The organism is Streptomyces sp. NPDC048111 (assembly GCF_043202815.1).
In the GTDB taxonomy this organism is placed as follows: domain Bacteria; phylum Actinomycetota; class Actinomycetes; order Streptomycetales; family Streptomycetaceae; genus Streptomyces.
In genome coordinates this window covers 544895-558199 of the sequence record NZ_JBIDBD010000002.1, presented here as the reverse complement: position 1 = coordinate 558199, position 13305 = coordinate 544895, and the positions used below count along the sequence as shown (strand labels likewise).

General features: G+C 73.3%; 9 protein-coding genes. 5 read left to right on the top strand and 4 right to left on the bottom strand.

What is annotated here, in order from left to right; all coding sequences use genetic code 11:
- Window positions 1-4 precede the first annotated feature (4 nt).
- Window positions 5-3676 carry a nitrate reductase subunit alpha gene (locus ACGF3I_RS07230; protein WP_393129726.1) on the bottom strand — a complete coding sequence of 1224 codons (3672 nt, stop codon included), beginning with the start codon at window positions 3674-3676 and terminating at the stop codon, window positions 5-7.
- Between the two features lie 284 nt (window positions 3677-3960).
- Here ACGF3I_RS07230 and ACGF3I_RS07225 point away from each other — a divergent pair, with 284 nt between their 5' ends.
- A complete protein-coding gene (locus ACGF3I_RS07225; RefSeq protein ID WP_393129599.1) occupies window positions 3961-4443 on the top strand; it encodes a hypothetical protein in 483 nt (160 codons plus the stop codon).
- Between the two features lie 183 nt (window positions 4444-4626).
- Window positions 4627-5037 (top strand): hypothetical protein, encoded by a 411-nt coding sequence (locus ACGF3I_RS07220; RefSeq protein ID WP_393129598.1) that lies wholly within the window; start codon window positions 4627-4629, stop codon window positions 5035-5037.
- A 19-nt stretch (window positions 5038-5056) separates the two neighbouring features.
- Here ACGF3I_RS07220 and ACGF3I_RS07215 read toward each other — a convergent pair whose 3' ends face one another.
- The gene (locus ACGF3I_RS07215; RefSeq protein WP_393129597.1) at window positions 5057-6100 is read right to left on the bottom strand and encodes an alpha/beta hydrolase; all 1044 of its coding nucleotides are present in this window, start codon (window positions 6098-6100) and stop codon (window positions 5057-5059) included.
- Window positions 6101-6266: 166 nt separating this feature from the next.
- On the opposite strand from ACGF3I_RS07215, the gene ACGF3I_RS07210 reads away from it, so the two are divergent.
- Window positions 6267-6665, top strand: a complete 399-nt coding sequence (locus ACGF3I_RS07210) for a hypothetical protein (protein ID WP_393129596.1) — start codon at window positions 6267-6269, stop codon at window positions 6663-6665.
- A gap of 156 nt (window positions 6666-6821) precedes the next feature.
- Entirely contained in the window at window positions 6822-8882 is a 2061-nt protein-coding gene (locus tag ACGF3I_RS07205; RefSeq protein WP_393129595.1) for a transglycosylase domain-containing protein, read from the top strand.
- Between the two features lie 16 nt (window positions 8883-8898).
- Here the strand turns inward: ACGF3I_RS07205 and ACGF3I_RS07200 are convergent, their stop codons facing one another.
- Together ACGF3I_RS07200 and ACGF3I_RS07195 are read right to left on the bottom strand one after the other, a co-directional pair.
- Window positions 8899-9546, bottom strand: coding sequence for a response regulator (locus ACGF3I_RS07200; protein WP_393129594.1), 648 nt, complete (start codon window positions 9544-9546; stop codon window positions 8899-8901).
- Window positions 9531-10790 (bottom strand): sensor histidine kinase, encoded by a 1260-nt coding sequence (locus ACGF3I_RS07195; protein ID WP_393129593.1) that lies wholly within the window; start codon window positions 10788-10790, stop codon window positions 9531-9533. The genes ACGF3I_RS07200 and ACGF3I_RS07195 overlap by 16 nt, the downstream gene beginning before the upstream one ends.
- 395 nt (window positions 10791-11185) lie before the next feature.
- Here ACGF3I_RS07195 and ACGF3I_RS07190 point away from each other — a divergent pair, with 395 nt between their 5' ends.
- Complete coding sequence (locus tag ACGF3I_RS07190) at window positions 11186-13300, top strand: ATP-binding protein (protein ID WP_393129592.1); 2115 nt, start codon at window positions 11186-11188, stop codon at window positions 13298-13300.
- Window positions 13301-13305 lie beyond the last annotated feature (5 nt).

Below are 13305 nucleotides of genomic sequence, written 5' to 3'. Positions count from 1 at the left end.
GCTCTCAGTACTCCACGTTCTGCGCACGGCGGCGGATCACGGTGACGGCGTCGCGCTGGTTTCCGGTGGGCCCGTAGTAGTTGGGCGCGAACGACAACTGGCCGTATCCGCCGATGAGATGGGTCGGTTTGATGAGGACCTTGGTGAGCGCGTTGTGGACGCCGCCGCGCCGCCCGGTGGTCTCGGACCTGGGGACGTTCACCAGGCGTTCCTGGACGTGGTACATGAAGACGGTCCCGGCCGGCATCCGGTGCGAGACCACGGCCCGCGCCACGACCACGCCGTTGGGGTTGACCGCCTCGATCCAGTCGTTGTCCGCCACCTCGATGGCCTCGGCGTCCTCGACGCTCATCCAGATGACGGGCCCGCCGCGCGCCAGGGTCTGCATCAGGAGGTTCTCCTGGTACTCGGAGTGGATCGACCACTTCGAGTGGGGGGTGACGTAGCGGACCGCCACCGAGCGCGCCCCGCTGTCGTCGGTACGGGTCTGCTCGCCGAGCGCGGCCAGGTCCAACGGCGGGCGGTAGAGCGGAAGTTGCTCGCCCAACTCGGCCATCCAGTCGTGGTCGAGGTAGAAGTGCTGGCGGCCGGTGAGGGTGTGCCAGGGCTTGCGGTGCTCGGTGTTGATGGTGAACGGCGAGTACCGGCGGTCGGGTGCCTCCTTGCCCGACCACTCGAAGCTCGCGCCGACCTGGACGGGGCCGCGCTGGGTGTCGGAGAACACCACGCGCCGCTCGGCGACCGTCTCGGCGAGTGTGGCGAGCCCGCTCTCCGGGCCGCAGCGCAGTGCGAGCTGCTCGAACCCCTCGGCCGCCAGACGTCCGTTGGTGGTGCCCGAGAGCGCGAGGATCGCCTCGCACAGCTTCACATCGGTGTCCAGGAGCGGCCGGCCGCCCGCCGGTCCGCTCGCCGCCGTCCCGCAGCGGGCGGCGAGCCGGCGCACCTCGGGGCCGGGGTGCACGGTCACGCCCTTGACCGTCATGCCGTGCTGCTCGGCCAGCGGACCGAGCGCCGCGAGCCGGTCGGCGACGGCGGTGTAGTCCCGCTCCACCAGGGTCAGTTGGGGCATGTTGTATCCGGGTACGGGGCCCGGGCCCGTCTGCCAGTCGGGAGTGATGCCGCCGGGCTGGGCGAGTTCACCGGGGGTGTCGTGCTGGAGCGCGGTCGCCACGAGGTCGTGCCGGGTGCCCAGGTGTCCGGCGGCGAGCTCGCTGAGCCGGGCGGCCAGGCCGTGGAAGATCTCGAAGTCGGTACGGGCCTGCCACGGCGGGTCGATGGCCGGCGAGAACGCGTGCACATAGGGGTGCATGTCCGTGCTGGACAGGTCGTGCTTCTCGTACCAGGTGGCGGCCGGCAGCACCAGGTCGGCCATCAGCGTCGTGGACGTCATGCGGAAGTCGAGGGCCAGCAGCAGGTCGAGCTTGCCGCGCGGGGCCTCCTCGTGCCAGCGCACGTCACGGGGCCGCTCGCCCGGCCCGGCCTCCTCGGCGCTCGCGTTGTCGCCGGTGCCCAGCAGATGACGCAGGAAGAACTCGTTGCCCTTGGCGGACGAGCCGATGAGGTTCGCCCGCCAGACGGTCAGCACCCGGGGCCAGTTGGCGGAAGCGTCCGGGTCCTCGCCCGCGAACTTCAGCCTGCCCGCGGCCAGTTCGGCCGCCGTCCACTCCCCGGGCTCGTGACCGCTGGCCCGGACGCGGGCGCCGAGGTCCAGGGGGTTGTCCGTGAAGGTGGGGTAGGACGGCATCCAGCCGAGCCGGGCGGACTGGGCCACCAGATCGGCGGTGTGCCGGCCGGCGAACAGGCCCTGCCCCACCGGGGAGGACAGCGCGTCGGCCCCGTACCGCTCGTAGCGCCACTGGTCGGTGTGCAGGTACCAGAACGGCGTCCCGGCCATCTGGCGCGAGGGCCGCACCCAGTCCGCGGCGGACTGCACCTGCTGCCAGCCCGCGTACGGCCTGACCTTCTCCTGTCCGACGTAGTGCGCCCAGCCGCCGCCGTTCACTCCCTGACAGCCCGTCAGGAGCAGGAGGGAGAGGAACGAGCGGTAGATGGTGTCCGAGTGGAACCAGTGGTTGGTGCCGGCCCCCATGACGATCATGCAGCGGCCGCGGGTCTTCTCCGCGGTGTGCGCGAACTCCCGGGCCGCGCGCACCACCGCGCCTGCGGGCACCGAGGTGATGGTCTCCTGCCAGGCGGGGGTGCACGGCTGCGTGGCGTCCTCGTAGTCGACGGGCCACTGACCCGTGAGCCCCTCGCGCCACACTCCGTACTGGGCGAGCAGCAGGTCGAAGACCGTGGTCACCCGGCGCCCGCCGATCTCCCGCACCGGCACCGCGCGCCGCATCGTGCCGCTGCGGTCGAAGCGCGGCAGGAGCACTTCGGCGCTCGCGGTGCCGGCGGCGCGGTGGAAGGTCAGCCGGGGCACGACATCGCCGAGGTCCAGGTTCCAGCGCCCTTCGCCCTGCTTGGACCAGCGGTCGCCGATGGTGCCGTTCGGCGCGACCGGCAACTCCGACACCTCGTCGACCAGGACCGGCCGGAACCGGTTCGCCTCCGTGTCCGACGGGTCGCCGAGCCCGAGGTCGGCGGCGGTCACGAACTTCCCGGCCACCGCACTGCCGTCCGCCCGCCGCGTGACCTCGACCAGGAAGGGCAGGTCGGTGAACTTCCTTACGTAGTCGAGGAAATAGGGCACCTGGCGTTTGACGAAGAACTCGCTCAGGATCACGTGCCCCATGGCCATCGCGAGCGCGCCGTCGGTGCCCGGATGCGGGTGCAGCCACTCGTCGGCGAACTTCGTGGCGTCCGCGTAGTCGGGGGAGACCACCACCACCTTCTGGCCCCGGTAGCGGGCCTCGGCCATCCAGTGCGCGTCGGGGGTGCGGGTGACCGGCACGTTCGAGCCCCACAGCATCAGATACGCCGCGTCCCACCAGTCACCCGACTCGGGCACGTCGGTCTGGTCGCCGAAGACCTGCGGGGAGGCGATCGGCAGGTCCGCGTACCAGTCGTAGAACGACAGCATCGGGGCCCCGATGAGCGAGTGGTAGCGGGCCCCCACCGCGTGCGAGGCCATCGACATCGCGGGGATCGGCGAGAACCCGGCCACCCGGTCGGGCCCGTACTCCTTGATGGTGTGCACCTGGGCGGCGGCCGCGATCTCCAGCGCCTCCTCCCAGCCCACCCGCACCAGACCGCCCTTGCCGCGCGCCTTCTGGTAGCGCCCGCGCCGCTCGGGGTCGCCCTGGATGTCGGCCCAGGCGGCCACCGGATCCCCCAGGCGCGCCTTCGCCTCCCGGTACATCTCCACCAGGACGCCGCGGGCCAGCGGGTGGCGCACCCGCGTCGGCGAGTAGGTGTACCAGGAGAACGAGGCTCCGCGCGGGCAGCCCCGCGGCTCGTACTCCGGCCGGTCGGGGCCCACCGAGGGGTAGTCCGTCTCCTGGGTCTCCCAGGTGATCAGGCCGTCCTTGACGTACACCTTCCAGGAGCAGGACCCCGTGCAGTTCACCCCGTGCGTGGAGCGGACCACCTTGTCGTGGGCCCAACGCTCGCGGTAGGGCTCGTCGTTGACCTTCTGGTCCGCGCGGTAGACCGCCCGCAGATCCGGGGTGGTCGTGGTCCGCCGCAGTATGCGGCCGGCTCGCAGAAGCTGTTCCGTGGCGTTCGCCGCCACTCGCTCCGCTTCCTCGCGCGCACCACGCCGTACCGACACCGTCGCTCCTTTCGGGCTGCCCCGGAGCACCGGACTCCCGTGCGCTGGCTTACGGTTGCCGGTGTTCCGCTTCACCTCAGACTGCATCGGTGATGCGGTGCGTGACGGGGCGACTCCGCAGAGTTGATGCGAGCTATACGCTTTTTGTCTTGCTCTTTGCAATACTTGCAATGGGCACGCGTATGGGGGATCGACGGGGCGGGCGCCGAGATGACCTTTGCGGACAGTGGGACGGTGAGCCGGAGATGGAACAGCAGGGCGCGCGGGTGGTGGCCGACCTCGGCAGGGAGCTCGCGGCGGCGGCCGCCGACCGGGGCGGTGCGCTGTGGCGGCTCGCCGAGGGCGGACGCGGTCTGGACGCCAACCTGTTGCGACTGCCGCCCGGCCGCGTCATCGAGGAGCACACGGACCTGCGGCTCGACGTGCTGCTCGTCGTGCTCGAAGGCGGCGGTGAACTCCGTACGGAGTCGGGCGCCCAGGCGCTGCGGCCCGTCACCGCGCTCTGGCTGCCCAAGGGTTCGCGCCGCTCGCTCGCCGCCGGCCCGGACGGCATGGGATACCTCTCCGTCCACACCCGCAGGCCGGGTCTCGCCATCGGCGCGCCCCCGGGCGCGGAGGGCGGCGAGGGCGCCTGTCTGCTCGGCCAGGTCTGTCCCGCGTGCGGACGGCTGGCCTCCGAGCGGACCGCGCGGTTCTGCTGGAGTTGCGGCTCGGCGCTCGACGCCTGAGGCGCCTGAGGCGGTGGAGGCGGTGGTGGCCGAGGGCGCGGTGGCACAGCCCGGGGCCGCAGTGCCGGCAACTCGCGGGACCTTTCACGCCAACGGGTGAATCAGGGAATGGGCGTCCGGGCCGCCCGGCTCCGATGCGCTGTCCTGGTACGTGCCGTGCCGTGACGGACCGTGGGGGAGTGCATGGGTGTCTTCGTGCTGTGCGCCTGGCTGGTGACCGCCGCTCTCGGCGGCTACCTCGCCGCCGTGTGGATCCGCCACGGCGGCCTGCGCCAGCGCGCCCCCGGGGTGACGCGGCTGCCGCTGTGGCTGATCGGCGGCCATGTCGTGGTCGCGCTCGCCGGGCTCGTGGCCTGGGGCGGCTACCTCATGGGGGACCTCGCGGGCCTGGCCTGGGCGGCGTGCGCCGGCGTCCTCGTCGTGGCGGCGTTCGGAGCCGCGATGCTGCTGCGCTGGCTGCCCAGCTCCGGCCGCCACTCCCAGCACGGCACCACGGCCGAACGGCACTTTCCCGTCACGGCCGTCGTCGCCCACGGGATGAGCGCGGGGGCGACCGTACTGCTCGTGGTACTCGTCGTGGTCCGCCGGCTCTGAGCCCGGCCGGTCGGCGCAACTATGGTTCACGGTAAGGAAGTTGCGGCGCAGCGCTGCGGTCCAGGACGCGCCGCAGCCAGCGCGTTCGGGCCTGTCGGGCCTCCCGGCTGATCGCCGCCCGGGGCGCGAGGGTGTCGAAGCCGTGGCAGGCGCCGGGCCACACGTGCAGTTCGGCTTCGCCGCCGTCCCGCCAGATCGCCCGGGCGTAGGCCACGTCCTCGTCCCGGAGCGTCTCGGCCGAGCCGACCTCGATGTACGCTGCGGGCAGCCCCGACAGATCCTCCGCGCGGGCCGGGGCGGCGTACGGCGAAACGCGCGGGGTGCCGCACAGATCGCCCAACAGGGCCTGCCAGCCGGTGGAGTTGGAGATCCGGTCCCAGGGGTCGAGGTCCGCCATCTGCCGGCCGGAAAAGGACTCGCCCCGGTCGTCGAGCATCGGGGACAGCAGCAGCTGACCGATCGGTGCGGGCCCGCCCCGGTCGCGGGCGAGCAGTGCGAGGGCCGCCGCCAGGCCCCCGCCCGCGCTCTTGCCGCCGATGACCACGCGCTCGGCGTCGAGGCCCAACTCGGCCGCGTGGCCCGTCACATGGACGAGCCCCGCGTAGGCGGCCTCGACCGGGACCGGGTGGCGAGCCCGCGGCGCCAGCGGATAGTCGACCGAGACGATCGCGAGTCCGAGGTCGAGCGCCCACTCCCGCAGCAGCCGGGGCAGCACCGACCAGGCGTTGCCCATCACCATCCCACCGCCGTGCAGGTAGTACAGGACGGGCAGCGGCCCCGCCCGGCGGGCCGGTCCGGCCAACACCAGGGTCACGTCCGGACCCCGGGCGGGACGCGGCACGGACAGCTCGGTCACCTCGAAGCGGCCGTCGGCCCGAAGGTCCTCCAGCGTCGGCCTCGGCCGGTCCGAGACGTCGCGCCGCCGGCGCTCCGCGAGGTTCTCCGGGGTGAGCGGGACCCTCGCCCGTGGCCCCAACGCGGCCAGCACGCGGGCCAGTTCGGGGTCCAGGGGCAGCGCCGTACGCGTCCGGGGCCGGGCGCCGGGAGCCTGTGCGTGATCCATACGGACCAGTCAACCAGGCCTACGTCCCGGCCCGGAGCGGCCCGACAGGCCCTAGCCGTCGTGCACGGGGTCGCCGGGCTTCCACCGCGCGTCCGACCAGGTCGGCTTGGGCGCCGGGCGCGGGGGAGCGGGCACGGGGTGGGAGCCCCGGTTCGGGTTCTGAGGGATGCTCCCGCTGCTCCCGTCGTCCGAGCCCGTCGTGGTGGAACGCCCGCCGCCGGACGCACGGCCCGTCCGCTCCGGCTTCGCCGCGGGGGCCCGGGAAGTCCGGGACTTCGCCCCGGGGTCGGCGGAGCGGGGTGCCGTCGCCGGGGTGTGTCCGGACGGTGCCGAGGGGCCGGCCGGTGAGGCGGACGGGGATGCGATGGCGCTCGGGGACGCGGCGGCCGACGGCGGGGCAGCCGGGCCGCTCGCCGCCGGGCCCGGTGACGACGCGGACGGCCGCGCGGTGGCGCCGCCCGAGCAGGCGGTGACGCCGAGTGCCAGGGCGAGCAGTGGCACGGCGCCGAGCAGGGCGCGCGAGGGGTGGTTCACGGTCTTCTCTCCTTGGATGCCGGAGAAGTAGATCACGCCTGGTCAGGGGGTTTACCGGCGGGCGTCGCGGCCATGACCGGGCGCGGGCGCGACGGGAGGCCGGCGGGCCCGGAGCGGGCGGCCGGAATCGTCCGGGGCGGACAGGCGCCCGGCATGATTCATAGGTCCGCTGCGTATGTTTCCGCGTATGTCCTCCACGCGCCCCCGCCCGCCCGGCTCCCTGTTCATCCGCCTGCTCCGGTTCCTCGGAGTCAGCGTTCTGGCGGGCGCCCTCGCCGCGGGGATCGCCCTGCCGGTCGCGGGGGCGCTGGGGGCCGGGGCCAAGTCGGCGGCGGAGAGCTTCAACAGCCTGCCCGACGTCTTCAAGACGCCCCCGCTCTCGCAGGCGTCCCAGATCTACGACGCCGACGGCGGCCTCATCGCCACCGTCTACGACCGGGACCGCACCGTCATACCCGGAGACCGGATGGCGCCCGTCATGCGCCAGGCGCTGGTCGACATCGAGGACAACCGCTTCTACCAGCACGGGGCGGTCGACCTCCAGGGCGTGCTGCGCGCCCTCAACAAGAACGCGGCCACCGGCGCCGTCGCCCAGGGCGCCTCCACGCTCACCCAGCAGTACGTCAAGAACGTCTTCGTCGAGCAGGCGGGCAGCGACCAGAAGGCCGTGCTCGAAGCCCAGCGCCAGACCATAGGGCGCAAGATCCAGGAGCTGCGCTACGCGATCGAGCTGGAGCAGACCCTGCCCAAGGACCAGATCCTCACCAACTATCTGAACATCACCTTCTTCGGTGAGCAGGCCTACGGCGTCGAGGCCGCCGCCGAGCGCTACTTCAGCGTCCACGCCAAGGACCTCTCCCTCCCGCAGGCCGCCCTGCTCGCCGGCCTCGTGCAGTCGCCGTCCATGTACGACCCGGTCACCAACCCCTCCCTGGCCAAGCAGCGCCGCGACACCGTGCTCACCAAGATGGCCCAGTACGGCGCGGTCACCGAGGCCCAGGCGCGGCAGGCCATCGGCACACCCATCAGGCTCAGGATCAGCGCGCCCCGCCAGGGCTGCATCACCGCCCACCAGGGCGAGGGCTTCTTCTGCGACTACGTGCACCGCATCGTCCTGACCGACCCCGCGTTCGGCCGGACCGCGACCGAGCGGCGGGCCCTGTGGAGCAGGGGCGGGCTGCGGATCCGCACGACCCTGTCGCCCAAGGCGCAGAAGGCGCTCCAGGATTCGGTCACCTCGCACGCCTACACCACGGACGACGCGGCGGCCGTGATGAGCCTCGTCCAGCCCGGCACCGGCAAGATCCTCGCCATGGGGCAGAGCCGCGACTACGGCTTGGGCGCCCACCAGACGGAGATCAACCTCAACGTCGGCACGAAGATGGGCGGCGGGCTCGGGTTCCCCACCGGCTCCACGTTCAAGCCCGTCGTGGCGGCCGCCGCCCTGGAGCAGGGGACGAGCCCCGGTCAGCAGTATCCGGCGCCGTACTCGATGCCCTGGCCCGCCATGTCCGACTGCGCCGGCAACACCTACCCGGAGAACGGCGAGGTCCACAACGACAGCCACTCCCTGGTCGGCCCGTTCGACATGCCCGACGCCATGGCCCAGTCCGTCAACACCTACTTCGCCCAACTGGAGGCCGACACCGGCCTGTGCGAGGTGTCGAGGATGGCCAACGCGCTCGGCATCACCGCCCAGGCGGGCGGCACCAAACTCCAGGTGGTCCCCTCGCTCACGCTGGGCAGCAACGACCTGACCCCGCTGGAGATGGCCAATGTGTACGCCACGTTCGCCGCGCACGGCACCTACTGCACCCCGGTGGCGATCACTTCGGTGACCAAGCCGGACGGCGGCGACGTCGCGGTGCCGGGCGCCGACTGCCACCCGGTGATGTCCGCGCAGACCGCCGACACGGTCACCACCATGCTGCTCGGCGTCGTCCAGGACGGCACCGGCAAACCCGCCGGACTCACCGACCGCGACAGCGCGGGCAAGACGGGGACCACCGACGAGAGCAAGCAGGTCTGGTTCGCCGGCTACACCCCCGAACTGGCCGGCGCGGCCGTCGTCAGCGACACCCGCAGGCCGCGCGACCTCGACGGCCAGAGCATCGGCGGCACCACCGTCGGGGAGGCCTTCGGCGGCACCCTCGCCGGGCCCGTCTGGCGCGATTCCATCGAGGGGGCCCTGGCGGGGCAGCCCGCCGGGACGCTCACCACGACCACCCTGCCCGGGGGCGAGCAGTGAGCGAACGGAGCGCGGCTCAGGCGTTGTTGAGGTAGGTGAGCACGGCGAGGACCCGGCGGTTGCCGCTCTGGTCGTCGCCGATGCCGAGCTTGCCGAACAAGGACGTCGTGTACTTGCTGATCGCACTCTCACTGAGGAAGAGCCGCCCGCCGATGGCCTGGTTGGACAGGCCCTCGGCCATCAGTGCGAGCACGGCGTGCTCGCGCTCGGTGAGCGCCGCGAGCAGACGGTTGGACGGGCCGGCGGCGAACAGCTTGGCGATGACGGCCGGATCCATCGCGGTGCCGCCCGCGGCGACCCGCTCCAGGGCGTCCATGAACTGGTCGCCGTCGAACACGCTCTCCTTGAGGAAGTAGCCGATGCCGCCGGCCCCGTCGGCCAACAGCTCGCGCGCATAGAGCTGTTCGACGTGCTGGGACAGGATCAGGACGGGCAGGCCCGGCACCTCGCGCCGGGCGGCGAGGGACGCGCGCAGCCCCTCGTCGGACTGGGCGGGCGGCATGCGGACGTCGACCACGGCCACATCGGGCCGCCATGTCACCAGCGCCTCCAGGGTCTCGGGCCCGGTGGTCGCGGTGGCCACCACCTCGTGTCCGTACGCCTCGATGAGGCGCACCAGGCCGTCCCGCAGGAGATAGAGGTCTTCGGCTACAACGATGCGCATGCCACCATCATCCTCACCAGGGTCGGGCCGCCCTCGGGGCTGCTGATCTCCACGCCGCCGTCGAAGACGGCGAGGCGGCGGCCGAGCCCCGCCAGGCCACCGCCCTCCCGGGCCTTCGCGCCGCCCCGCCCGTCGTCCTCGACCTCGACGACGACACCGGTGGCGTCCTGCGCGAGGGAGATCCGCGCGCGCGAGGCGTGCGCGTGCTTGACCGCGTTGGTGACCAGTTCGGCGATGCCGAAGTACAGGGCGGACTCGATCGGCGGGTCGAGGCGGAACTCGCCGTCGGCGGTGACCCGCACCTCCAGCGGACTGTCCAGGGCGAAGGCCCGTACCGCGTCCACCAGGCCCCGCTCGCCCAGGACCGGCGGATGGATGCCGTGCACCAGCTCGCGCAGTTCGGACAGGGAGGTGGTGGCACCGGCCCGCGCCTCCCGCATCAGCGCCCTGGCCCGCTCGGGGTCCTTGTCCATCAGCTTCTCCGCCGTGGCGAGCGAGAGCCCGAGCGCGACCAGGCGCGCCTGGGCCCCGTCGTGCAGGTCCCGTTCGATCCGGCGGATCTCGGCGGCCTGCGCCACCGTGGTGTCGGCGCGCTGCGCGGTCAATTCGTCCACCCGCTCGGCGAGCGCCATCGCCGCCGACGGACGCAGGAACCGTACGGCCACCGGCCGCAGGAGCCGCCAGGCGTACGGGCCCGATCCCACGGCCACCGCCAGGGCCCCGGCCCCGAGGAGAACCGCGGACGGCCCCGGCCGGACGCCACAGACGGCCATCGTGACCAGGGCGGCGGGCGGCACGGCCGCGACCGGGGCCGCGGTGAGCGCCAGGACCGCGGTGAACCGCAGGTCCCGCGCGTTGGCCCGGTCCCCGAGGCGCAGCCGCATCCGCTGGTCGAGCACCGCGTCACGGCTGCTGCGCTCGTAGCCGAAGCCGTTCCACCAGTACCCGGTGGACAGCCGGGTCACCGGCCCCGGCCGGCGGTATCCCGAGGGGATGACGGTGCCGCTCCACCGGGCGACGAGGAAACGGACCGCGCGGCACACCGGGCGCGCCAGTGCGAAGGTGCCCACGCCCACCAGCACCAGCGGCGCGAGCCACGACCACGGGTTCGACGCACCCCACGCCACGCCCAGCGCGACGGCCGCTGCCCAGACGGCCGGGATCAGCAGGCCGACCGCCGCCACCGCGCAGGCCCGCACCCACCCCACACCCACGTCCGCCACCCACGACCACATCCGTCGCATCGTCCCCGCCTCCCGTTCGCGCACCCGGCCGTCACACCGGTGACCCCTGCGCCGCGCCCCTGGTCGGCGCGGCCCGACGATCACCACTGTGCACCGTCGTCCGCCCCCCGGAGCCCCTCCGGACCCAGAAGTGGGCCTGGCCCCACCCGCCCGTGCGTCCAGACCCCGGCCGTGGCCACCTGGCGAACACATGTCGGAGCGGACGCGCACGGGGTCGGTCTGCCGTACGAGGCGTCATACCAGAGCGGGACGCCGTACGGGGAAGTTTCCCAACTGAGCACCGAGGGTGATGGATTGAACACTACGGTGAGTGGCCGACGATCAAAGTGGGCCCTACAGCAGCCGAGTCGGGCCTGCCAGAGTGATCCATGGGACCCCACGCACCGAGGACGCCGATGTCTCATCTCCGCGCACCCGCAGCGCGGCCGGACCGCCGCGAAGGCGGGCGGCACGGCCGCAACGCCACCCGGCCGCAGCCGCCCGCCCCCGGCGCCGAACGCCCCGCTCCCGCGGGCCGGACGCCGACGCCTCCCGGGCCGCGCCCGTCGCCCGAGTCCCGCATACGCCCGCAGCTGCTGCGCGCCGCCGTGCTGCCCGCCACCGTGGCGGTGCTGTGCGGTGCGGCCGCCGTCGCCTTCACCCTGCACTCCACCGGCCGGCACCCCTCCATCGGTCTTTGGGCCGCGCTCGCGGGCTTCGCCGTGCTCGCGCTGGCCGCCCTCGTCGCCGCGGGCATTGGCGCCGACCGGGTGGCCAAGACGGTGCTCGGCCGTGCCAACGGGCTGCGCAGGGGCAGCGCCCGCTCCGCCGCCGACCTCCGTACGGTGGTCGAGGCGCTCCGGCGCGGCGAAGGCCCGCCCGCGCGGCAGACGCCGGCCCAACTGCCCCCCGGGGCCGATGAGTTCGAGCTGCTGGCGCACGAGCTGAACCGGTCCCACGACGCGGCCGTGGTCGCCGTGGTGCAGGCCTCCCAGCTCTCCAGCAGCGTCGGCAACGAGCAGAAGGTCGAGGTCTTCGTCAACCTCGCCCGCAGGCTGCAGTCCCTGGTCCACCGGGAGATCCAGCTCCTGGACGAGCTGGAGAACGAGGTCGAGGACCCCGAGCTGCTCAAGGGCCTCTTCCACGTCGACCACCTCGCCACCCGCATCCGCCGGCACGCCGAGAACCTCGCCGTCCTCGGCGGCGCCATCTCGCGACGCCAGTGGTCGCACCCGGTCACCATGACCGAGGTCCTGCGCTCGTCCATCGCCGAGGTGGAGCAGTACCCCCGGGTGAAACTGGTCCCGCCGATCGACGGGACGCTGCGTGGCCACGCGGTGGCCGACGTCATCCACCTGCTCGCCGAACTCGTCGAGAACGCCACGGTGTTCTCGGCCCCGCACACCCAAGTCCTGCTGCGCGCGCAGTTCGTGACGGCCGGCCTGGCCGTCGAGGTCGAGGACCGCGGGCTCGGCATGCCGGTCACCGAGCAGAACAAGATGAACGCACTGCTCTCCGACCCCGACCAGGTGAACGTCGCCCATCTCCTCCAGGACGGCCGCATCGGCCTGTTCGTGGTCTCCGCGCTCGCGCGCCGGCACGGTATCGCCGTGCGGTTGCAGACCAACATCTACGGCGGTGTGCAGGCCGTACTGGTGCTGCCCCAGGGCCTGTTGGGCGCCGACAGCGAGGGCCTCAGCCAACAGGGCGACGCCCAGCAGGAGTCCGCGCAGAGCGCCGGGCGGGACGGCTCGGGCCCCGGCCCGGGCGCCGATGTGCTCGCCCGGCCGGCCGAGACACCCCGCGTCGCCGCCGCGGCCCCCGCGCCGGCCCTGGCCCCCGCCGAGCCCGCCGCCCGTCCCGAGCCCGTGCACACGGAACCCCGACACGCGGAACCCCGGCACGCGGAGCCTCTGCACGCGGAGCCTCTGCACGCGGAACCCCTGCACCGGGACCCGCTGCTCGCTGGGCCCGTAGGCACGCAGTCCGTACGCCCGGAGCCCGCGCCCCGCACCCCTCCGCATCAGGAGCCCCTGCTCCAGGAACCCCTGCGGCCGGAGCCCGCGTTCCAGGCCGGGCCCGCCGTCGACCTGCTGCCCCCGCCCCGGACGCAGCTGACCGAGCCGACCACCAACGGACGCGGCAACGGCCCGTTGCCGGTGCGCGGGGCCGACGAGGAGCGGCCCAACCCGGCCGCCGCCGTGCCGGGCAGCCGGCACGGCAGCGCGCCCGAATACGCCGAGCCCCGGCTGGTCGCCGCGCCCAGGACCCAGAACGGAGCCGTGCGCGGCACCATGGGCCGCCCCGACCTGCCCCGGCGCCGCAGCCAGGAGCACCTCGTGCCCCAGCTGCGCGACGCTCCCGCACCGCGCCGGAGCGACGAACAGGCGCTGCACGACCCGGGGTTGATGGCCGCCTTCCAGCGCGGCATCGGCCTTGCGGAGGCTCAGCAGAACCACCCGGCACAGTCGACCCATCAGTCACCCCAGGCGCTCCAGTCGGAAACTGACGCCGAACACTCCAAGGAGTAGATGCA

Excerpts from the sequence above, each read along its gene's own strand:
- ACGF3I_RS07225 (WP_393129599.1), top strand. The coding sequence starts at position 3,961 with ATGGAACAGCAGGGCGCGCGGGTGGTGGCCGACCTCGGCAGGGAGCTC.
- ACGF3I_RS07220 (WP_393129598.1), top strand. The coding sequence starts at position 4,627 with ATGGGTGTCTTCGTGCTGTGCGCCTGGCTGGTGACCGCCGCTCTCGGC.
- ACGF3I_RS07215 (WP_393129597.1), bottom strand. The coding sequence starts at position 6,100 with ATGGATCACGCACAGGCTCCCGGCGCCCGGCCCCGGACGCGTACGGCG.
- ACGF3I_RS07210 (WP_393129596.1), top strand. The coding sequence starts at position 6,267 with ATGCTCCCGCTGCTCCCGTCGTCCGAGCCCGTCGTGGTGGAACGCCCG.
- ACGF3I_RS07205 (WP_393129595.1), top strand. The coding sequence starts at position 6,822 with ATGTCCTCCACGCGCCCCCGCCCGCCCGGCTCCCTGTTCATCCGCCTG.
- ACGF3I_RS07200 (WP_393129594.1), bottom strand. The coding sequence starts at position 9,546 with ATGCGCATCGTTGTAGCCGAAGACCTCTATCTCCTGCGGGACGGCCTG.
- ACGF3I_RS07195 (WP_393129593.1), bottom strand. The coding sequence starts at position 10,790 with ATGCGACGGATGTGGTCGTGGGTGGCGGACGTGGGTGTGGGGTGGGTG.
- ACGF3I_RS07190 (WP_393129592.1), top strand. The coding sequence starts at position 11,186 with ATGTCTCATCTCCGCGCACCCGCAGCGCGGCCGGACCGCCGCGAAGGC.